The sequence below is a fragment of the Marivivens sp. LCG002 genome, assembly GCF_030264275.1.
In the GTDB taxonomy this organism is placed as follows: Bacteria; Pseudomonadota; Alphaproteobacteria; order Rhodobacterales; family Rhodobacteraceae; genus Marivivens.
The window spans coordinates 1,181,696-1,201,596 of the sequence record NZ_CP127165.1; the positions used below are offsets into that span (position 1 = coordinate 1,181,696).

The 19,901-nt window shown below is 58.4% G+C and carries 19 protein-coding genes; 18 read left to right on the forward strand and 1 reads right to left on the reverse strand.

Annotated elements, in window-relative coordinates:
* The first annotated feature begins 68 nt into the window (after positions 1–68).
* From QQG91_RS05965 to pgi, 9 genes are all read left to right on the forward strand, one after another.
* Positions 69–1,118 carry a cobalt-precorrin-5B (C(1))-methyltransferase gene (locus tag QQG91_RS05965; protein ID WP_285772055.1) on the forward strand — a complete coding sequence of 350 codons (1,050 nt, stop codon included), beginning with the start codon at positions 69–71 and terminating at the stop codon, positions 1,116–1,118.
* Positions 1,115–1,828 (forward strand): precorrin-6A reductase, encoded by a 714-nt coding sequence (gene cobK, locus QQG91_RS05970; RefSeq protein ID WP_285772056.1) that lies wholly within the window; start codon positions 1,115–1,117, stop codon positions 1,826–1,828. Before QQG91_RS05965 ends, cobK begins: the two co-directional genes overlap by 4 nt.
* Positions 1,804–2,439 carry a DNA-3-methyladenine glycosylase family protein gene (locus tag QQG91_RS05975; RefSeq protein ID WP_285772057.1) on the forward strand — a complete coding sequence of 212 codons (636 nt, stop codon included), beginning with the start codon at positions 1,804–1,806 and terminating at the stop codon, positions 2,437–2,439. Before cobK ends, QQG91_RS05975 begins: the two co-directional genes overlap by 25 nt.
* Positions 2,436–3,104 carry an alpha/beta hydrolase gene (locus QQG91_RS05980; protein WP_285772058.1) on the forward strand — a complete coding sequence of 223 codons (669 nt, stop codon included), beginning with the start codon at positions 2,436–2,438 and terminating at the stop codon, positions 3,102–3,104. Before QQG91_RS05975 ends, QQG91_RS05980 begins: the two co-directional genes overlap by 4 nt.
* 71 nt (positions 3,105–3,175) lie before the next feature.
* Positions 3,176–3,931, forward strand: a complete 756-nt coding sequence (locus tag QQG91_RS05985) for a hypothetical protein (RefSeq protein WP_285772059.1) — start codon at positions 3,176–3,178, stop codon at positions 3,929–3,931.
* A 362-nt stretch (positions 3,932–4,293) separates the two neighbouring features.
* A complete protein-coding gene (locus QQG91_RS05990) occupies positions 4,294–4,863 on the forward strand; it encodes an HNH endonuclease (protein WP_285772060.1) in 570 nt (189 codons plus the stop codon).
* A gap of 198 nt (positions 4,864–5,061) precedes the next feature.
* Positions 5,062–6,516, forward strand: coding sequence for a glucose-6-phosphate dehydrogenase (zwf, locus tag QQG91_RS05995; protein WP_285772061.1), 1,455 nt, complete (start codon positions 5,062–5,064; stop codon positions 6,514–6,516).
* A gap of 4 nt (positions 6,517–6,520) precedes the next feature.
* Positions 6,521–7,192 carry a 6-phosphogluconolactonase gene (pgl, locus tag QQG91_RS06000; protein ID WP_285772062.1) on the forward strand — a complete coding sequence of 224 codons (672 nt, stop codon included), beginning with the start codon at positions 6,521–6,523 and terminating at the stop codon, positions 7,190–7,192.
* A gap of 1 nt (position 7,193) precedes the next feature.
* The gene (gene pgi, locus QQG91_RS06005; protein ID WP_285772063.1) at positions 7,194–8,792 is read left to right on the forward strand and encodes a glucose-6-phosphate isomerase; all 1,599 of its coding nucleotides are present in this window, start codon (positions 7,194–7,196) and stop codon (positions 8,790–8,792) included.
* Positions 8,793–8,827: 35 nt separating this feature from the next.
* Here pgi and kdgR read toward each other — a convergent pair whose 3' ends face one another.
* Complete coding sequence (gene kdgR, locus QQG91_RS06010; RefSeq protein WP_285772064.1) at positions 8,828–9,643, reverse strand: DNA-binding transcriptional regulator KdgR; 816 nt, start codon at positions 9,641–9,643, stop codon at positions 8,828–8,830.
* Between the two features lie 205 nt (positions 9,644–9,848).
* Here kdgR and bglB point away from each other — a divergent pair, with 205 nt between their 5' ends.
* From bglB to QQG91_RS06055, 9 genes are all read left to right on the forward strand, one after another.
* Positions 9,849–10,970, forward strand: a complete 1,122-nt coding sequence (gene bglB / locus QQG91_RS06015) for a beta-galactosidase BglB (RefSeq protein WP_285772065.1) — start codon at positions 9,849–9,851, stop codon at positions 10,968–10,970.
* A 78-nt stretch (positions 10,971–11,048) separates the two neighbouring features.
* Positions 11,049–12,326, forward strand: a complete 1,278-nt coding sequence (locus tag QQG91_RS06020) for an ABC transporter substrate-binding protein (protein ID WP_285772066.1) — start codon at positions 11,049–11,051, stop codon at positions 12,324–12,326.
* Positions 12,327–12,383: 57 nt separating this feature from the next.
* On the forward strand, positions 12,384–13,277 hold the full coding sequence (locus QQG91_RS06025) for a carbohydrate ABC transporter permease (RefSeq protein ID WP_285772067.1): 894 nt from the start codon (positions 12,384–12,386) through the stop codon (positions 13,275–13,277).
* Entirely contained in the window at positions 13,258–14,169 is a 912-nt protein-coding gene (locus tag QQG91_RS06030) for a carbohydrate ABC transporter permease (protein WP_285772068.1), read from the forward strand. The genes QQG91_RS06025 and QQG91_RS06030 overlap by 20 nt, the downstream gene beginning before the upstream one ends.
* A 12-nt stretch (positions 14,170–14,181) precedes the next feature.
* Positions 14,182–15,273, forward strand: a complete 1,092-nt coding sequence (locus QQG91_RS06035) for an ABC transporter ATP-binding protein (protein WP_285772069.1) — start codon at positions 14,182–14,184, stop codon at positions 15,271–15,273.
* Positions 15,270–16,568 (forward strand): Gfo/Idh/MocA family protein, encoded by a 1,299-nt coding sequence (locus tag QQG91_RS06040; RefSeq protein WP_285772070.1) that lies wholly within the window; start codon positions 15,270–15,272, stop codon positions 16,566–16,568. The genes QQG91_RS06035 and QQG91_RS06040 overlap by 4 nt, the downstream gene beginning before the upstream one ends.
* Entirely contained in the window at positions 16,565–17,614 is a 1,050-nt protein-coding gene (locus QQG91_RS06045) for a Gfo/Idh/MocA family protein (protein ID WP_285772071.1), read from the forward strand. Before QQG91_RS06040 ends, QQG91_RS06045 begins: the two co-directional genes overlap by 4 nt.
* Positions 17,615–18,637: a Gfo/Idh/MocA family protein gene (locus QQG91_RS06050; RefSeq protein ID WP_285772072.1), complete on the forward strand. Its 1,023-nt coding sequence runs from the start codon at positions 17,615–17,617 to the stop codon at positions 18,635–18,637. It begins immediately after the preceding gene.
* On the forward strand, positions 18,634–19,698 hold the full coding sequence (locus tag QQG91_RS06055) for a Gfo/Idh/MocA family protein (protein ID WP_285772073.1): 1,065 nt from the start codon (positions 18,634–18,636) through the stop codon (positions 19,696–19,698). The genes QQG91_RS06050 and QQG91_RS06055 overlap by 4 nt, the downstream gene beginning before the upstream one ends.
* Positions 19,699–19,901: the final 203 nt, after the last annotated feature.

A 19,901-nucleotide genomic window follows, 5' to 3' on the forward strand; every position in this document is an offset into this window, starting at 1 on the left:
TGCCGCCTCTTTTCAGAGCGGCAAGATGGCGATTGGCGGCGCGAAGTTGCTGACCTATAGTGCCTTTCATGACCGAGACACCCGCAAAGGAATTGCGTCGGGGCTGGACCACCGGCGCCTGCGCCACCGCCGCCACCAAGGCGGCGCTTTTGCGTTTGTGGGGCGGTCAAGAGGTTGCGTCGGTTTCGATCACCCTGCCGCGTGGGGAAACACCGAGCTTTGCAATCGAAACGCAAGCCGTCGGCGAGAATTGGGCCGAAGCGGGAATCATCAAGGATGCGGGCGATGACCCCGATGTCACGCATGGGGCCTTGGTCCTTGCGCGGGTCGAGCGTTCGGAGGGCGGCGTCGTCTTTGCGGCGGGCGAAGGTGTCGGCACCGTGACCAAGCCGGGATTGCCCATCGCTGTTGGCGAGCCTGCGATAAATCCCGTGCCGCGCGCCATGATGGACGAAGTCGTTGCCGAATTGGCATCGGAATTCGGGCAGGTGCCCGACATCAAAATCACGATCAGCGTTCGCAACGGAGCTGCGCTCGCGCAAAAGACATGGAACCCGAGGCTCGGAATTGTCGGCGGTCTTTCCATCCTCGGCACGACGGGGATTGTGCGTCCGTTTTCCTGCGCGGCCTGGATCGCGTCCATTCATCGCGGTGTCGATGTGGCACGTGCAAGCGGTCTGACCCATGTGGCGGGGTGCACGGGGGCGACGTCGGAAAAAGTCGTTCAGGCGCTCCACGGCCTGAGCGATCATGCCATGCTCGATATGGGAGATTTCGCGGGCGGTATGCTCAAATATCTACGCAAGAACCCTGTCGCGCGGATCACCATCGGCGGCGGGATCGCCAAGCTTGCCAAACTTGCCCAAGGGGCGGTGGACCTCCATTCCTCGCGCTCTCAGGTCGATTTTGCCAAGCTGGCCGAGGCACTTGGGCGGCCCGAGATCGCGGGTGCGAATACGGTCCTTGAAGCCTATGAGATCATCGGTGCGCCCTTGGCGGATTGGGTGGCAGAGCAGGCGCGGCTGAGTGCGCTCGCGCTCCTGCAGGACGCAGGGCCCGAGGTGGATGTGGTTGTGATCGATAGAGCGGGCACCATCCTTGCCCGTGCGGGTCGATGATCCTTGTTCTTGCGGGGACGACCGAGGCCCGCATGCTTTGTCGACGCATCGCGGATCTCGAGCTCACGGCTTCTCTCGCAGGTGTCACCGAAGCGCCTATGACGCTTGGCGTGCCGACGCGCATCGGTGGTTTCGGTGGGGGTGACGGTTTCCTGGAGTTTTGCAAAAACAATGGGGTAGGGGTCGTTGTTGATGCGACCCATCCCTTTGCAGCGCGGATCACCGAGCGGACGTATCGGCTCTGCACGCAGGCGCGTATTCCCTATTTGCGGCTTGAGCGCCCTGCATGGACGGTCAAGCCGACATGGCACAGCGTGCGCGACGCCGCATCCGCCGCCGCCGCCGTGCCGCAAGGCGCACGGGTGTTCTTGGCCACGGGGCGACAAACCCTGCAAGAGTTCGACGCCTTGGGCAAAGCCGAAGTCTTTGTCAGGGTCGTCGAGGATACGGGCGCGGAGTTTCCTTTCGAGAGGGGCCGCTTTGTCTTCGGCCTTCCTTCAAAATCCGTGGAGGCGGAAAAGGCGCTTTTGTCCATGCTGGGGGTTGGCTATCTCGTCACCAAAAACTCGGGTGGCAGCGATGCAAAGCTCCGCGCGGCCGAGGAGTTGGGCCTTTCGATCATCGTTATCGAGCGGCCCGAGATGGAGGTCGGACCCGTGGTCGCAACCGTCGAAGAGGCCGAAGTATGGGTTCGCGCCCGATGCCGCTGATCCTCACCGATGCGGCTCTGACCCAAGTGGTCGAGGCGCTGGTCGCGATCGAGCCGCGCTTCAACGAGGTTCTGCGGTTGGTCGCGCCCACGCTCAGGCGTCAGGAAAGAGGCTTTGCCACTCTGCTCTGGGCGATTGTCGGACAACAGGTGAGCGTGGCCTCGGCCGAAGCCGTTTGGGCGCGGCTGGTGGCCGCCGACATGCACGATCCCGCCAATATCCGAGCGGCGAGTGCTGAAACGCTCGGTGCGCTCGGGCTCACGCGGCAAAAACAGCGTTACGCCAAAGCTCTGGCGGACAGCGGAATAGATTTCAACGCGCTCGATGAGATGCCCGACAATGAGGCGCTTGCCCGTCTGGTCGAAGTGACAGGGATCGGGCGTTGGACCGCCGAGATTTACCTGATGTTCGCGTTGGGGCGGCCTGATGTGATCGCAGCGGGCGATCTGGCGATGCAGGCCGCGGCGCAGGAGCTTTTCGCGCTCGAAACCCGACCGACGGAAAAAGAGTTTCGCGCGATGTCCGAGGCATGGTCGCCGTGGCGGGCGGTTGCGGGTCGGCTTTTGTGGGACTACTACTTGCGCGACCGCACCAAAGGAGACCAGCGATGACACGAGCCCTACAATCCGGACGCCGCGACCCCGTATCGGGCGAGATTCGCTCGGCAGTCATTTTTCTCCATGGCTATGGCGCAAACGGCGCCGATCTTTTGGGGCTTGCCGATCCTTTGGGCGAACATCTTCCCGACACTCTTTTTCTTGCACCCGATGCCCCGGAAAGCTGTGCAGGTGCGCCTTTCGGCTATCAGTGGTTCCCGATCCCTTGGATCGACGGATCGAGCGAGGAAGAATCGCGTGCGGGGCTCTATCGCGCGGCCGAAGATCTGAATGCCTTTCTCGACGGGGTAATGGTGGACGAGGACCTTTTGCCCGAACAAGTGATGGTCCTTGGATTTTCCCAAGGCACGATGATGGCGCTCCACGTCCTTCCGCGCCGCGAGGACGAGGTTGCGGGGATTTGCGCCTTTTCGGGGCGTCTGCTCGAGCCTGAACTCCTAGAGGACGAACTTCAGTGCCGTCCTCCTGTTCTTCTGGTGCATGGGGATCAGGACGATGTGGTGCCGATCCAGGCTCTTCCAGAGGCCGCCGAGGCGCTCCAGAAGGCGGGATGGAAGGAAGTTTACGCCCATGTGATGAAGAGAACCGCGCACGGTATCGCCCCGGACGGGCTTTCGGTGGCGCTTGCCTTTATGCGGGATCGCTTGGGCTATGCCTGAGCCGTCACAAGGCTGGACCCAAGGGGTTGCCTGTTGTAGACTTTGAAAAAAGCAAACGAGCAGGCAAACCGATGAAAACCCGAGTCTTTGCGCTTTTGAGCGCCTGTAGCCTATTGGCCGCCTGTTCCGGCGGTCTTCCCAAAGTCACCATTCTGGATTCTGGCACAACAAGCGGGTTCGGTCTTGTTCGGGCAAGCTCGGGCGACAACACCTTTGTCGCGGCGGTCCGCGATGTCGAGGATGCGGCGGGGCTGGCCGCGGTGTCGCTTGCGTCGATGGATGGGCTGAGTGCGGACGCAAACGGCTTTGTACGGGGCACGGTCAAAGTCAAATATGCCGATGGTTCGGTGCTGGATGTGCCTGCCTATTTCTACAAGGACGTGGCGGGAATTTACGGCAAATTCGGCGACAACACCTCTCAGGCCATCGTGGTCGGCGGGGAAAAGGCCAGTGCGCTGCCGATCGGGACCAGCTTCGAGTATACGGGTGCCGCCGTCATGAGCTATGACACCGCCGCTTTGTCGTCGATGACGACCGAAGAGGGCACCTTTACGCTCAACGCCAACCTGATCACCAACCAAGGCAACATCACCGCCAACACGGCAGGTGCTAGCTATAGCAACACGAACCTCGTTTTTGCCGCCGACGGCACCTATTCGGGGGCGAACGGAACCTATTCCGTTCCCGGCGATGCCGCTTCGACCCGCTCGGTTCCGATTTACGGAAGTCTGCACGGGAAAAGCGGCACCGTGGTTTCAGGGGCGGGCTATGCGCAGCGCGGCACCGATGATTTTGCCTACATCGCGATCATCGGCAAACGCCAATAATCGGCGTTTTGCCTGCGTTCTCGTCACAGCTCTGTGACATTCGGCCATTAATCATGCTTCCAAGGCTGGCGCGCATATCTAGGGCTTGTCAGCTTTGTGATGCGATATATAGTCGACTTATCGGCAGGAGCGGGGCTCCCGCTCTGGTGCTGGTAGGAAGCAGACAGAGCGAGGACGGACTCACTCATGACCGGAACGACCCAAAGACGCAGATCGGGGCAGAGGGCCTGCCTCATCCCTTGTACCGTCACCCAAGTGACGGGCACGGCCGATGGCCGCACTGACTTGAATTCCGATGCAAAGCGCGAGGCCGTCTCGCGCTTTTGTTGTTTTTCGGGATCGGCATTGTCGGAGGGCGGCGCATGATCCACTCCCCGATCGAAGGGCTTCGCACGCTCGTTCTCAATGCGGATATGCAACCCCTTAGCTATGCGCCCTTGTCGGTCTGGAGCTGGCAGGATGCCTTTGTGGCCGTGCATCAAGAGCGGGTGATCCAGATCCGCGCCTACGAGGATGTGGAGATCCACTCCGCCTCCGAGACGTTTCAGGTTCCGTCTGTGGTTGCTCTCAAGTCCTATCGCAAACGAAAGAGAGTCACTTTCACCCGCTATCACGTGTTTCTGAGGGATGAATTCAGGTGCCAATATTGCGGCGAACAATTCCCCGCCAAAGAGTTGACCTTTGACCATGTGCAGCCGCGCTCCAAGGGCGGGTTGACCACATGGGACAATATCGCGACCGCCTGTTCCAAAGACAACCTGCGCAAGGCGAACAAAACCCCCGAACAGGCGCGCATGAAGCTTCTGCGCAAACCCTTCAAGCCGTCGGTGCATCAACTCGATGCGACCGCCCGCAAGGTGCCGTTTCGGCGCGGCGAGCTTCATAATTCTTGGCTGGATTACCTATATTGGGACTCAGAGCTTGAAGATTAAGCAAATCGCAAGAAACCATCTTATTATTTGAGCGCTCAAGTCGTTCAAGGAGTGGTAGCGGCTGCGGCTTCGGCATAGAAAGGTAATCTCGTTCGAGAGTTGCGCGGAAAATGCCCCGTAACGCTAGACATTTTTTGACACACTCGGTAAGAGGGCGTCGTTAGCGCTAACGCGCTGAGGAAACAGCGGAGAATACAAATGGTTTCGCGCGTCATTCCCGTCGATAACTTCGACTTGGTGATCTTTGGTGGCACTGGTGATCTTGCACGCCGCAAGATTCTCCCCGGACTTTTCCGCCGTTTTCTGTCAGGTCAGATGACCGAAGGGTCTCGGATCATCGGCGCAGCGCGGGGCGAAATGGACGACGAAGGGTTCCGGACCCTCGTTCGCGAAGCGATTGCCGAATTCGGCGGACGGGAAAAAAACGAGACCGACTGCATCGAGCGGTTTGTTGAGCGTCTCCACTATGTTCCCATCGACGCGATGGGCGAGGGCGGCTGGACGCAACTGCGCGATCTGATGCGCTTGGATGTCGTGCGGGCGTTCTATTTCTCGGTCGCGCCATCGCTGTTCGGCGCAATCGCCGAGCGTCTTCACAAGTACGAAATCGCCAATGCCGACAGCAGGATCGTTGTCGAAAAGCCCTTTGGCCGTGATCTGGCGACCGCGCGGGCGCTGAACGCAACGCTGGCCGAGCATTTCAACGAAACCCAGATTTACCGCATCGACCATTATCTCGGCAAAGAGACGGTCCAGAACCTTATGGCCGTGCGTTTCGGCAACGTGCTCTTCGAGCCGCTCTGGAACAACCATTATGTCGATCACATCCAGATCACCGTCGCCGAAACGGTCGGGGTCGGCGGTCGCGGGTCCTATTACGACAAATCGGGTGCGATGCGGGATATGGTGCAGAACCACCTGATGCAGCTTTTGTGCCTGATCGCGATGGAGCCGCCCAGCAAATTCGAAGCGGACGAAGTGCGCAACGAAAAGCTCAAGGTGATCCGTGCACTCCAGCCCGTCGAGAACCACCACATCGTGCGCGGTCAATATGATGCCCACGAAGGCGGCCAAAGCTATCGTCAGGATGCCGAGAACCCGCGCTCCTTTACCGAGAGCTTCATTGCCATGAAGTGCCATATCAACAACTGGCGTTGGGCAGGGGTGCCGTTCTACATCCGCACGGGCAAAAAGATGAAGGCCCGTTCCTCCGAGATCGCGGTCGTGTTCAAGGATCTTGGCCATTCAATTTTTGAGGGAGACGAGGCCCGTCACCGCAATATCCTCGCGATCCGGCTTCAGCCGAACGAGGGGATCGATCTTCAGGTGACGATCAAGGAACCCGGTCCGGGCGGTATGCGTCTTATCGACGTGCCTTTGGATATGACCTTCTCCGAAGCGCTCGGCCCCGATGCAGAGGATGTCACCGATGCCTATGAGCGTCTGATCATGGACGTGATCCGCGGCAATCAAACGCTCTTTATGCGCGGCGACGAGGTTGAAGCGGCATGGGCGTGGACAGATCCGATCATTCAGGGCTGGGAAAAGCGCAACGATGTGCCCAAGCTTTATGACGCGGGGTCTGCCGGACCCGACGATGCCCTTATGCTGATGCACCGCGACGGACGCCGCTGGCGCGATATCAAGGGGTAAGCCGATGCAATTCGTAGAATACCCCGATGTCGAAATGATGATGATCGACCTTGCGAACATCATCGCAGGTGAACTGACGGCCGCTCTCGATCACGAAGAGACGGTGACTTTAGCGGTTCCGGGCGGCACGACCCCCGGACCCATATTCGACGTTCTTTGTGCCGCCGATCTGGATTGGTCGCGTGTGAATGTGATGCTGACCGACGAGCGCTGGGTCCCCGAGACTTCGGACCGTTCGAACACGCGTCTTTTGAAGAACCGCTTGCTGACGGGGCGTGCCTCGGCAGCGAGGCTCCTGCCGCTTTTCGCCGAAGGGGGAAGCGCGGAGGACGAACTTCCCGCGCTTTCGGCGGGTATCGCGCCGCATCTGCCTTTGACTGTGTGTCTCCTCGGAATGGGGGCGGATATGCACACCGCCTCGATCTTCCCGGGGGCGGACCGTCTGCAAGAGGCTTTGACGGGCGAGGAGATCCTCTATCCGATGCGCGCCCCGGGTGCGCCCGAGCCGCGGATCACCCTTTCGGCGCATGTTTTGAACGGCGCGATCAACCGCCATATCGTGATCACGGGGGCCGAAAAACGCGCGGCGCTCGAGGCCGCGCAAAAGCTTGATCCCACCGACGCTCCTGTTGCTGCAATCCTCCAAGGTGCCACCGTGCACTGGGCTGAAAAATAAGATGTTCGATATACTCCTCTCCCACTACGCCTCGGTCAAAGACCGTAAGATCCTGTCTCTCTTCGACGCCTCCCGCGCAGGTCGGTTCTCCGCGCAGGCAGGCGACATGCTGCTCGATTATTCCAAGACGAATATCGACGAAGAAGGCCTCGGTCTTTTGATCCAACTTCTGGACACCGCCAAAGTCGCCGAAAAGCGTGAAGCGATGTTCAATGGGGCCAAAATCAACGAAACCGAAGGCCGCGCCGTGCTTCATACCGCGCTTCGCAATTTGGATGGCGCGCCTGTTCTGGTCGATGGTCAGGACGTGATGCCCGAAGTCCTCGCGACGCTGGACCGCATGGGTGCCTTTGCCGAAGCCGTGCGCTCTGGCGCATACACAGGGCAGGGCGGCAAGATCACGGATGTGGTCAACATCGGGATCGGTGGATCTGATCTCGGGCCGAAAATGGCGACGATTGCGCTCTCGCCCTATCATGACGGACCGCGTTGCCATTTCGTCTCGAACGTGGACCCCGCCGATATTTCCGAGGTGCTGGCAGGTTGTAACCCCGAAACCACTTTGGTGATCGTCGCCTCTAAGACTTTTACCACCATCGAGACCATGACCAACGCCCGCACTGCCAAGGCATGGATGAGCGAGACGGTCAAAGACCCCGCCGCCCAGTTTGCGGCGCTTTCCACGGCGGGCGACAAAACCGCAGCCTTCGGCATTGCCGCCGAGCGCGTGTTCGGGTTCGAGGATTGGGTCGGTGGCCGCTATTCCATGTGGGGGCCGATCGGTCTTGCGCTGATGATCGCCATCGGCAAGGACGCTTTCCATGCGTTTTTACGCGGCGGTCAGGCAATGGACACCCATTTCCGCGCTGCCTCATGGCACGAAAACCTACCTGCGCTCCTCGCTCTCGTCGGTATCTGGCACAACCAGATCGCAGGCTATGCGACGCGCGCTGTGCTGCCTTATGACAACCGTCTGGCGCGGCTTCCCGCCTATCTCCAACAGCTTGAGATGGAGAGCAACGGCAAAGGCGTGAGCATGGACGGCAAGGACTTGCCGTTCAACTCGGGTCCTGTGGTTTGGGGCGAACCCGGCACCAACGGGCAGCACGCTTTCTACCAGTTGATCCACCAAGGCACGCGGGTCATCCCCTGCGAATTCCTTGTGGCGGCTCGCGGGCATGATGATGCCTTGCACCACCAGCACCAGCTCTTGGTCGCCAACTGTCTTGCGCAATCCGAGGCCCTGATGAAGGGACGCGATCTTGCCGAGGCAACCGCCAAGGTCAAAGACAAGTTCGAAGGCGATGAATTGGACCGTCAGGCCCGTCACCGCGTGTTCAGCGGCAATCGCCCCTCTGTCACCATTGCTTACCCCAAGCTTGATCCCTTTACCCTTGGGCAGATCATTGCGCTCTACGAGCATCGTGTTTTTGTCGAAGGTGTGATCCTCGGGATCAATTCCTATGATCAATGGGGGGTGGAGCTTGGCAAAGAGCTCGCCACTGCGCTCCAGCCGATTGTCGAAGGCAAAGAACCGGCCACAGGCAAAGACGGCTCCACCGCGCAATTGGTCGGGTATCTCCAGAAAAGCGGTCTCTGAGACTGTGGAAGCCGCCCCCGAAAGGGGCGGCTTTTCTATCTGCTGCCGAGTTTGCGGTCGCGGATGTTCGGCGTAAAACCAAGAGACATCGATGCCTCGAGCCCGAGATCCTTGAGTGTTTGCACCAAGGCGGGCTTTTTCTCTTCGCTGAAGCGAAAGAGCGGAAAGGCAATCGACATTGCGGCGATTGTCCGTCCCAGATGATCGAAGATCGGGACCGCAAGACAGCGCACCCCGGCTTCGCTTTCCTCGATTTCCTCGGCATAGCCAAGCTCGCGCGCGCGTCTGAGCGACTCTCTGAGTTGATCGGGCGTTCGGATCGTATTGGGCGCAGAGACCTCGAACGCCATTCTGGACATACGATCTTCGATTTCGCTCGGGTCCCGCCATGCGAGCAGCGCTTTGCCCAGTGACGTCGAGTGCAGCGGATTGCGCTTGCCCAAGACCGACTGCATCGAAAGACTATAGTGGCTGTCGTATTTGTGCGTGTAGACGACCCTCTCGTCGATGTTGTCCAGAATGCCGAGATTGATCGACTCGCCTGTCAAACGCGACAGTTTGGCCATGACGTGATCCGCCGCCCAAAGAAGATCGGAGCGATCCTGGATCGAGCGCGCGCCGAGGCTGAAAAGCTTGAGAGTGAGGGCATAGCGATCCGTATCCTCGTCGCGCTCCACATACCCCAGATCCACCATCGTATTGAGCAAGCGGTGCGCTGTCGCCTTTGAGGTCATCGCACGGCTGGCAAGTTCGGCAAGGCTGGCGCGGCGATCGTCGACAAGTGATTCCAGCACCGCAAAAACCTTGAGAACGGCTGCGACATTGTCGGATTTGTGTTCAGTATTCGTCATTTGCCGCACCTTAAAAAGTGAAACGCCGTTCCGAAAAAAATTCACGAAGAACATGTTTTTTTGAATGTATATCCTTAAAGCATTGAAATACCAATATTAAAAATCTGGCATACTAGCTTAGAAATATGTTGATTTATCGAGAAAGTTGAGTCCAAACTATTCGAAACACTATTTTGAACGTTTCGATCGATGGAGCCTCACCCCAATGCATCCGCTACTTCGCCAGAGAGAGCACTTTATCTCGCGCCCAGAGGTTTGCGGTTTGATCGACCGCCTTGCGGACAATCTCATCAACATCAAGGACGAGACGGGCGAGTTCATTCTCAAGCTGGAGGACGGCCGCGAGATCGACACCAAAGGCTGGGCTGGGTGGGAATGGACCCACGGGATCGGTCTTTACGGGCTTTGGAAATACCATCAGCAAACCCGTGACCTGACCGCGAAAACGATCATCGACGATTGGTTCCGTGATCGCCTTGCAGAAGGCACGCCGACCAAGAACATCAATACGGTTGCCCCGTTCCTGACGCTTGCCTGTCTTTATGAGCAGGAAGAACGGATGGAATGGCGTCCTCTTCTCGAAGAATGGGCGGAATGGGTGATGTATACGATGCCCCGCGTCGCGGAAGGGGGGCTCCAGCACATCACTTATAACAGCGTCAATCCCGGCCAGATGTGGGACGACACGCTGATGATGAGTGTTCTTCCGCTTGCCAAAATCGGTCTGGTGCTCGATCGCCCCGAATATGTCGAAGAGGCCAAGTTCCAGTTCCTGACGCATATTCAATATCTTATGGACAGCAAGACGGGCCTTTGGTTCCACGGCTGGACCTTCGAAGGGAACCACAATTTCGCGGGTGCACTTTGGGCGCGGGGCAACTCTTGGGTGACGATCGCGATCCCCGAGTTCATCGACATGATCGGCCTCAAAGAAGGCGATCCGATCCGCAAGCATCTTTTGTCGACCCTGCGCCGTCAGGCCGAGGCGCTCAAGGCCATGCAGGATCAGGAAACGGGCATGTGGCACACGCTCCTTGATGATCCGTCCAGCTATGTCGAGGCTTCGGCAACCGCGGGCTTTGCCTATGGTTTGATGAAGGCGGTGCGGCTTCGATACCTCGACCCGAGTTTCGCACCCGTTGCCGAGAAAGCGGTCGAGGCCGTCGTCGGCAATATCAACGCGCAAGGCGAGCTTCTCAATGTGTCCTTCGGCACGGCGATGGGACACGACTTCGACTTTTACAAACAGATCCCGCGGACCTCGATGCCCTACGGGCAGGCGATGGCGATGCTCTGTCTGTCTGAATACCTCAGGACCTACATCTGAGGCTTTGATCGGCCCAAAGGTGGAGCGGGCCGCGACTTTCAAAACACCGGGAACAACCGGACTTAGGGAGGAAATACAATGACTAAGATGTCTCGGCGTCACGCGCTCGGAACGATCAGCGGCTTTGCCGCAGCCGCAGCGCTTCCTGCGATGCCTGCATTTGCCGCAGATCGCACGATCCGCCATTTCTGGTGGGGCAACCCGAACCGTGACGAGCGCACGTTCAAAGTGATCGAAGCCTTCCAGAAGAGCCATCCCGAAATCGAAGTGTCGGGCGAAACCATCGGTTGGGGCGACTACTGGACCAAAATGGCAACCCAGACGGCCGGCAAGAACATGGCCGATCTGGTCCAGATGGACTATCGGTATCTCTTTGAATACGTCTATCGTGGCGCGCTTCTGCCGCTGGATGAGTATATCGGCAACGGCCTTGATCTTTCCAACTTCGACAAGGGTCCGCTTTCGGGCGGCATGGTCGACGGCAAGCTTTACGCGCTCAACATCGGTTCGAACAGTCAGGTGATCCCCTTCAACAAGCGGCTCTTCGAAGAGGCGGGTGTCTCGGCGGATGTGATCAACTGGACCCGCGACGACTTTGCCGCAGCCTGTGAACAGATCACCTCGAAAACGGGCGCGCGCGGCGCGGACGACTTCTCGCTTGCCATCGAAAATCTCGAAGGTTGGACCCGTCAGGAAGGCCGTGATTTCTATGACGCTGACGGCAATATCACCGGCACCGTCGAAGACGTTGCTTCCTACTGGCAGTATTGGAGCGATCTGCGCAATGCGGGTGTTGTCGCTCCTGCAGACAAGACCGTGATCCTTGACGTCAAGATGTCGGACTCGGGTATCGTCACGGGCGAGACCGCAATGTCGCTCTTCTGGTCGAACCAGCTTGTCGCGATCCAGTCGCTGATGACCGACGAGATCGGCGCCGCCATGGTGCCGCACAAGCCCGGTGGCGGTTTCGCCCAGTTCATCAAACCTTCGATGTTCATGTCGCTCACCCGTGACACCAAGGACCCCGAAGCGGCGATTGCCTATATGAACAATTGGATCAACGATCCCGAAAGCACCCAGATTCTCGGTCTGGAGCGCGGTATTCCCGCAAATGCCAATGTGCGTGCCGCGCTGGCCCCGAGCTTTACGCCCGCCGAAAAGCTGTCGGTCGATTACTTCAACGCGATCCAGGACAAGGTCGGCCCGCTGCCGCTTCCGCAGCCCAAAGGCGCAGGCGAAGTGCGCGACGCCTTTATGCGCGTGGGAACCGAGGTCGTGCTCGGCCAGATGTCGGCGCAGGATGCCGCTGCCGACTTCATTCAGGAAGCGCAGGATATCATCGACCGCGCGCGCTAAGACCTTGCAGGCTGATCCGAGTTTTCGGGTCAGCCCTTTTCTAACGATTGGCACGTCATGAAACGTTTTCTTGCTCGAAATGCGCCGGGGTATATTTTCCTGACGCCTTGGTTTCTGGGCTTTTTCCTTTTGGCTCTCGGACCCATTCTTGCCTCGCTTTATCTGTCGTTCACCCGCTACGACATGGTCTCGGACCCGCGCTGGGTGGGCTTGAAAAACTATGATTACATGTTCACCCGCGACCGCCGTTTCTGGAAGGCGCTGAACGTTACCTTTACCTATGTGTTTCTTTCGGTGCCTGCGCGACTTGCCATGGCGCTCGGGGTGGCGATGCTTCTGGACAAGGGGCTTCGCTCTATCGGGGTCTATCGGGCGATTTTCTATCTTCCGTCGCTGCTTGGCGCTTCGATTGCAATCGCGATCCTCTGGCGCGAACTTTTCGAGATCGACGGCGTGATCAACGGCATTCTCGGTCTCTTCGGAATTGAAGGGATCGGTTGGATTTCGCAGCCTTCGACCTCGCTTTATACTCTGGTCATTCTGGCGATGTGGCAATTCGGCTCGCCGATGCTGATCTTTCTCGCAGGTCTTCGCGGCATTCCGCGTGATCTCTACGAGGCTGCCGAGATCGATGGAACCTCGAAGCCGCGCCAGTTCTTCCGTATCACCCTGCCGCTTCTTGCGCCCGTGATCTTCTTCAATCTCGTGTTGCAGACGATCGAAGCCTTCAAGACCTTCTCGTCGGCCTTCATCATCTCGAACGGGACGGGGGCGCCTGCGGACAGTTTGTTGTTCTACACGGTTTATCTCTTCAACGAAGCCTTCAAGTTCTTCCGAATGGGCTATGCCTCGGCACTGGCTTGGGTGCTCTTGATCATCATCGCGTTCTTCACGGCGATTTCCTTCCTGACCTCGAAGTATTGGGTGCATTATGAAAACGACCGCGACTGATATGACCGCCGAAATGGAACGGGCCGCAGAGGTCGCCCATGCGCTGCGTCTCGTCCAGCAAAAGCGCGCCCGTCAAGCTCGGCTGATGAAGCACGCGTTCCTGATCGTCTTGTCGTTCATCATGCTTTACCCGCTGTTGTGGCTGTTTTCGGCCTCGGTCAAGCCCGAGAACGAGATCTTCGGCCAGCTCGGTCTTTGGCCGTCCGAGTTCGTCTGGTCGAATTATATCGATGGCTGGAACGCGCTGCCCAAGTCCTTCTCGGTGTTCTATACGAACTCGACGATTGTCACGGTGCTGTCGGTGATCGGCAATCTCGTGTCCTGTTCGTTCGCGGCCTATGCCTTTGCGCGGCTCGAATTTACCGGCAAGAACCTCTTTTTCGCGCTGATGATGATGACCCTGATGATCCCCTATCACGTGGTTCTCATCCCGCAGTATGTGCTCTTCCTCAATCTTGGCTGGGTGGATACCTATTTGCCGCTCATTGTGCCGCGTTTTCTGGCATCGGATGCGTTTTTCATCTTTTTGATGGTGCAGTTCTTCCGCCAGCTCCCGCGCGAGCTCGACGAAGCGGCCATGATCGACGGATGTTCGCCGTTCAAGATTTACTGGGTAATCATCCTTCCGCTTTCGCTGCCTGCAATGGGCACAGCTGCGATCTTTTCGCTGATCTGGGTCTGGGAGGATTTCCTCGCCCCGCTCATCTATCTCAACGATATCAAATCTTACACCGTGCCTCTCGCGCTCCGGCTTTTCCTCGATGTGGATGGCCAGTCGCAATACGGGCAGATGTTCGCGATGTCCGTGCTCTCTCTGGTGCCTGTCATCATCTTCTTTGTGGCGTTCCAGAAATTGATTGTGCGCGGCATTGCCACGTCAGGCATGAAATAAGGAAATATGAAAATGGCAGGATTATCCCTCCGCAATGTCGGCAAATCTTATGGCGCAGTCAGCGTCATGAAGGGCCTGACACTCGACATCGTCGATGGTGAATTTCTGGTGCTTGTCGGGCCTTCTGGCTGTGGCAAGTCTACCTTGCTGCGTATGATCGCGGGCCTTGAGGACATCACGGACGGCACCATCACCATCGGGGACAAGATCGTCAACGATCTGCCCGCCTCCAAGCGCGAGCTTGCGATGGTGTTCCAGTCCTACGCGCTCTATCCGCATATGTCGGTGCGCAAGAACCTTGCCTTCGGTCTCCAGAACATGAAGCTTCCGAAGGCCGAGATCGACGCCCGTGTCAACGAAGCCGCGCGTGTTCTCCAGATCGAGCCGCTTCTCGAGCGCAAGCCGCGGCAGTTGTCGGGCGGGCAGAAACAGCGTGTCGCGATTGGTCGCTCGATCGTGCGTGAACCCAAGCTGTTTCTCTTCGACGAACCTCTCTCGAACCTTGATGCAGAGTTGCGCGTGCAAATGCGGGTCGAGCTGGCATCGCTTTATAACAAACTCGGCACCACGATGATCTATGTAACCCACGATCAGGTCGAGGCCATGACTATGGCCAGCCGTATCGTTGTGTTGCGCAAAGGGACAATCGAACAGGTCGGCACTCCGCAAGAGCTCTATACGCGTCCTGCCAATCTCTTTGTCGCGGGTTTCATCGGCTCGCCCAAGATCAATATGTTCGAAGCCAAAGCCACCAAGGGTGCGGGCGGCATTCACATTTCCATGGCCGATTTTTCCGGTTTCGAGATCAAGGGACTCGAGCGGAACGTCGATCGCGTAACCGTATGTATCCGTCCCGAGGCCTTTGTGCTGGACGGAGGGTCGGTCACAGTCGGGGCAAAGATCGATTTGGTCGAGTATCTGGGAAGCGAAATCCTTCTCCATACGTCCTTGCCTTCGGGTCAGAAGGTTCTGGTCCAGACAAACGGCAAGGAAAAATACGCGATGGGACAGACCGTCAGCTTCGGCTTTGAACCGAGTGATGTCCATATCTTTGATCACGATGGTGATCGCGTCCCGTTCGAACATGAGGCATTGGAAGAATGAAACTGGCCATCGTCGGCTGCGGCTCGCGTCATGCGATGTTCCGCGACTCCGTTTCCGAGGATTATTCTAGGAAACACGAAATCGTCGCCATGTGCGACAGCAACCCCCATCGCTTGAACATTGCGGCACAAGCCGCTGCAAAAAAAGGAACAAACGGGATCGCCACCTATGACGCGTCGGCTTTCGATCAGATGATCGAAGAGCAAAAGCCCGACACAGTGGTCGTGACCACGCCTGATTTCCTCCATGCGGATTACATCGTGCGCGCCTTCGAGGCGGGCTGCGATGTGATCTGCGAAAAACCTATGACGATCGACCTCTCGTCGCTGCGCCAGATCACCGAAGCGCAGCGCCGGACGGGTCGTCAGGTGCGCGTGACCTTCAACTATCGCTATTCACCCGCGCGCACCCAGATCAAGGAGATGCTGGCGTCCGGCACGATCGGCGAGATCACGGCCGTGGATTTTCGCTGGCATCTCGACCGTGTGCACGGCGCCGATTACTTCCGCCGCTGGCATCGCCAAAAGGAAAACTCGGGCGGTCTTTTGGTGCATAAATCCACGCATCATTTCGATCTTTTGAACTGGTGGCTGGGGTCGGTTCCGACCAAAGTGACGGCCTCGGGGCGCCGCGCGTTCTATCGTCCAGAAACGGCGGTCGAGTTCGGGCTAGAAGGTCGCGGTCCGCGCTGCGCCACCTGCAAAGTTGCGGATAAATGCGACTTTGAACTGGATATGGACGCGGATGCCGCGCTTCGTCCGCTCTACCGCGAGGCCGAGCACGAGGACGGCTATTTCCGCGATTTGTGTGTCTTTGACGAAGAGATCGGGATCGAGGACACCATGCAGGCCCATATCGCCTATGCCTCGGGGGCGAGTGCGAATTACACGCTGACCGCCTATTCGCCTTGGGAAGGTCTGGAAATCCGTTTTCAGGGCACCAAGGGCGAGCTGATCCACAAACATGTCGAAGTGCACGGCGTCTTTGGCGGTGAACGGGCACGTGCGGGCAAGGACGCTGTCTGGACGGAGCTGCATCTCGCGGGGCAAGCCCCCCAAAAGATCGATGTGCCCACCGCAGAGGGACATCATGGGGGCGCAGACCCCGTTATGCTTGGATATATTTTCGATCCCGAGAATATGGAGCCCGACCGTTTCGGGCGCGCGTCCGATCATGTGGCGGGGGGCTGGTCCATCCTCACAGGGATTGCTGCGAATATGTCGATCGAAAGCGGCGGCACCGTCGATGTGCAAAAGATGCTGGATGCGCGCGGTATCAAACTGGGGTGGGCATGACACAAAGGCCTAAATCTATCGCCTTGATCGGCTGCGGCATGGTGGCTTCCGCCTATGCCGAAAGTTTTGCCGCGCTGCACCAAGACCTGACGCTTCTGGGCGTGCTTGCCCGAAGCGCGCCAAGTGCCGAGCGCTTTCTGGCGCGGCATCAAGACCACTTTGCGGGCGCAGTTGTGTTTTCCGACATCGCCGATCTGATCGGTGCTAAACCCGATGCAGCCGTGCTGATCACACCGCCAAACGTCAGACGGCCCTATGTCGAGGCATTGGCGGCGGCGGGCATCCCGATCCTTATGGAAAAACCTGTCGAACGAGACCTTGCTGCTGCGCGTGATCTCGTTTCGCTCTGCGAGGCCAAAGGCGTGCCTTTGGGGATTGTGCTCCAGCATCGCGTGCGGCCCTCTGCGCTGCGCCTTCGGGCGCACTTGAGCGAACGCGACTTCGGCCCGCTGCGGTTGGTCGAGATTTCTGTGCCGTGGTGGCGTGGGCAATCTTATTACGACGAACCGGGACGCGGCACGATTGCGCGGGACGGTGGCGGCGTGCTGATCAGTCAGGCGATCCACACGATGGACCTTGCTCTTCAGTTTGCGGGTCCCGTGTCCGAGGTCACGGCCATGTGTCACACCTCGGCCTTTCACAAGATGGAGACCGAAGATTTCGTCACTGCCGGTCTTAGGTTCGAAAACGGCGCGATGGGGAGCATTTTTGCTTCGACCGCAACCTATCCGGGACGCACCGAAGAGATCATCCTCCACTATGCGCATGTTTCGGTCACGCTGCGCTCTGCCGAGCTTGTCCTCGCATGGCACGGCGGCGAGACCGAGACCATCGGCGCCGCCGAAGCGACGGGGGCGGGGGGCGATCCCATGGCCTTTACCTCCGCATGGCATAGGGCCGTGATCAAAGACTTTCTCGACTGCATCGACAGCGGATGCGCACCCGTAGCGAGCGGGCAAAGCGCCTTGGCCGTTCATGCCCTGATCGAGGCAATTGTTAAATCTGGCGCGACGGGACAGCGCGTTATAGTAGAAAAGGGATTGTAGATGTCTTCGGGACAAGGCTTGAAACTTGCGGCGATCGGGATCGACCACGGCCATATTTTCGGCATGCTCGGCAATATGCTCAAAGAGGGCTGCTCGGCCGAAAAATGGTGGACCTCCGAGGATTGGGCGCTCCCCGAGAAGTTTCGCGAGACATATCCAGCTATGACCCGCGTTGCCGACCGCCGCGAGATCCTCGACGATCCGACGGTCGACATGATCCTGATTGCGGCGGTTCCCGAGGACCGCGCCGCTCTCGCAATCGAGGCGATGCGCGCGGGCAAGGATGTGATGGTCGACAAACCGGGCTGCACGACGCTCGAACAGCTTGCCGACATCCGCAAGACCGTGGAAGAGACGGGCCGTATCTGGACCGTGAACTTTTCCGAGCGTTTTCAAGTGCCTTGTGTGGCCAAAGCCGAAGAGCTTGTGGCTTCTGGGGCCATCGGCACCGTGATCCAGACCGTCGGCCTCGGTCCGCACAAACAGAATCTTCAGACCCGTCCTGCGTGGTTCTTCGAGCGCAAACGCTATGGCGGGATCATCACCGATATCGCTTCGCATCAGGTGGATCAGTTCCTGCATTTCACAGGCTCGACCGATGTGACCATCAAACATGCGACCGTGGCGAACAAGACCCTTCCGCATTATCCGGGCATGCAGGACTTTGGCGAATTCGTGCTTCAGGGCGACAAAGGCCACGGATATGTGCGCGTTGATTGGTTCACGCCCAAGGGGCTCCCTATGTGGGGGGACGGACGGCTGACCATCATGGGCGACAAGGGCCATATCGAGCTGCGCAAGTATATTGATCTGGCGAACGGGAACAAAGGCGACCAGCTTTTGATCGCGAACGAAGACGGGGCCGAGGTGATCGACTGCCGCGATATGCCGCTTCCCTATTTTGCCCGTATCTGCGCCGACATCAAAAACCGCACCGAAACGGCTGTGACCCAAGCCCATACCTTCCGCGCGATGGACATCGCCATTCGCGCCCAAATGCTGGCCGAAGGAGCCTTGCAATGAAGAAAGTGAATGTTGCCATCATCGGTGCGGGGATCGGGCAAAAGCATTACAATGCCTATCTTCAACTGCCCGATCTGTTCGAAGTCTCGGCGATTTGCGACACCAATGTCGCACGGGCCGAGGCGTTTGTCGTGCCGCAAAGCCAAACCAGAGTGACCGCCGATTTCGACGAGATCCTTTCCGACCCCGATATCGAGCTGGTCGATATCTGTCTTCCGCCACATCTTCATTTTTCCTTTACTGCCAAAGCGATGCAGGCGGGCAAGGATGTGATCTGCGAAAAGCCTTTGTCGAATTCGGTGGCCGATGTGGATCGTCTTATCGCCATTTCCAAGGAAACGGGACGCACGGTTTATCCTGTCTTTCAGTATCGTTTCGGGAACGGCATCGCGCGTCTTAAAGCACTCATCGAGAGCGGACTTGCGGGGCGTGCCTTTGTCGCGTCGATGGAGACCCACTGGAACCGTGATGCGGTCTATTACGCCGTCGATTGGCGCGGCACATGGAAAGGTGAGCAGGGCGGCGCCATCCTCGGTCATGCCATCCATATGCATGATCTTTTGTCTTTTGTGCTCGGTGCGGTCGATAACGTCTATGCCAAGGTCGACACCCGCGTGAACGAGATCGAGGTCGAGGACTGCGCCGCGCTCGCGATCCAGATGACCTCTGGTGCTTTGGCGACAAGTTCGGTGACTTTGGGCGGCGCGACGAACACGACGCGTTTGCGGTTCTGCTTCGAGGGGCTCACCGCCGAGAGCGGCTCCGATCCTTATGCGCCTGCCGAAGGGGACTGGACCTTTACCGCTCGTGCTCCTGTCACTCAGGATCAGGTCGATGCTGTGATTGCCGCAACACCCGAGCAAGAGGGTGGGCAGGTCGGATTTTCGCGTCAGGTCTTTAATGCAATGCGAAGTCTCGAGTCCGAGTTCGTCAATATCGCAGAGGCGCGACGCTCGATCGAGTTTGTGAGCGCGGTCTATCAGTCGGCGCGCAGCGGGCTTCTTGTGAGTTTACCGATGAAGGACGGTGATCCGACCTATGAAGGCTGGATGCCCACCTAATCCCCCCGAAAGCAAAAGAGCGGCACTTGGGCCGCTCTTTTCCGTTAGACCATCGCCAGCATCAGGGCAGGCAATCCGAGCATCCCGCCGATGATGAGAACGAGCGAGAGAAACAGTCCTTTAAACATTTGATACCCCATTTAGTGTTCGCAGGGTTCCAGATGGGTCCGAGACGCAAGCTTCCAAGTGGCAAGCTGTCGCAG

Coding starts and splice junctions, on each gene's coding strand:
- QQG91_RS05975 (WP_285772057.1), top strand. CDS start 1,804: ATGGGTTCGCGCCCGATGCCGCTGATCCTCACCGATGCGGCTCTGACC.
- pgl (WP_285772062.1), top strand. CDS start 6,521: ATGCAATTCGTAGAATACCCCGATGTCGAAATGATGATGATCGACCTT.
- QQG91_RS05980 (WP_285772058.1), top strand. CDS start 2,436: ATGACACGAGCCCTACAATCCGGACGCCGCGACCCCGTATCGGGCGAG.
- bglB (WP_285772065.1), top strand. CDS start 9,849: ATGCATCCGCTACTTCGCCAGAGAGAGCACTTTATCTCGCGCCCAGAG.
- QQG91_RS05965 (WP_285772055.1), top strand. CDS start 69: ATGACCGAGACACCCGCAAAGGAATTGCGTCGGGGCTGGACCACCGGC.
- zwf (WP_285772061.1), top strand. CDS start 5,062: ATGGTTTCGCGCGTCATTCCCGTCGATAACTTCGACTTGGTGATCTTT.
- QQG91_RS06030 (WP_285772068.1), top strand. CDS start 13,258: ATGAAAACGACCGCGACTGATATGACCGCCGAAATGGAACGGGCCGCA.
- cobK (WP_285772056.1), top strand. CDS start 1,115: ATGATCCTTGTTCTTGCGGGGACGACCGAGGCCCGCATGCTTTGTCGA.
- QQG91_RS06050 (WP_285772072.1), top strand. CDS start 17,615: ATGTCTTCGGGACAAGGCTTGAAACTTGCGGCGATCGGGATCGACCAC.
- pgi (WP_285772063.1), top strand. CDS start 7,194: ATGTTCGATATACTCCTCTCCCACTACGCCTCGGTCAAAGACCGTAAG.
- QQG91_RS05985 (WP_285772059.1), top strand. CDS start 3,176: ATGAAAACCCGAGTCTTTGCGCTTTTGAGCGCCTGTAGCCTATTGGCC.
- QQG91_RS05990 (WP_285772060.1), top strand. CDS start 4,294: ATGATCCACTCCCCGATCGAAGGGCTTCGCACGCTCGTTCTCAATGCG.
- QQG91_RS06055 (WP_285772073.1), top strand. CDS start 18,634: ATGAAGAAAGTGAATGTTGCCATCATCGGTGCGGGGATCGGGCAAAAG.
- QQG91_RS06040 (WP_285772070.1), top strand. CDS start 15,270: ATGAAACTGGCCATCGTCGGCTGCGGCTCGCGTCATGCGATGTTCCGC.
- QQG91_RS06035 (WP_285772069.1), top strand. CDS start 14,182: ATGGCAGGATTATCCCTCCGCAATGTCGGCAAATCTTATGGCGCAGTC.
- QQG91_RS06045 (WP_285772071.1), top strand. CDS start 16,565: ATGACACAAAGGCCTAAATCTATCGCCTTGATCGGCTGCGGCATGGTG.
- QQG91_RS06025 (WP_285772067.1), top strand. CDS start 12,384: ATGAAACGTTTTCTTGCTCGAAATGCGCCGGGGTATATTTTCCTGACG.
- QQG91_RS06020 (WP_285772066.1), top strand. CDS start 11,049: ATGACTAAGATGTCTCGGCGTCACGCGCTCGGAACGATCAGCGGCTTT.
- kdgR (WP_285772064.1), bottom strand. CDS start 9,643: ATGACGAATACTGAACACAAATCCGACAATGTCGCAGCCGTTCTCAAG.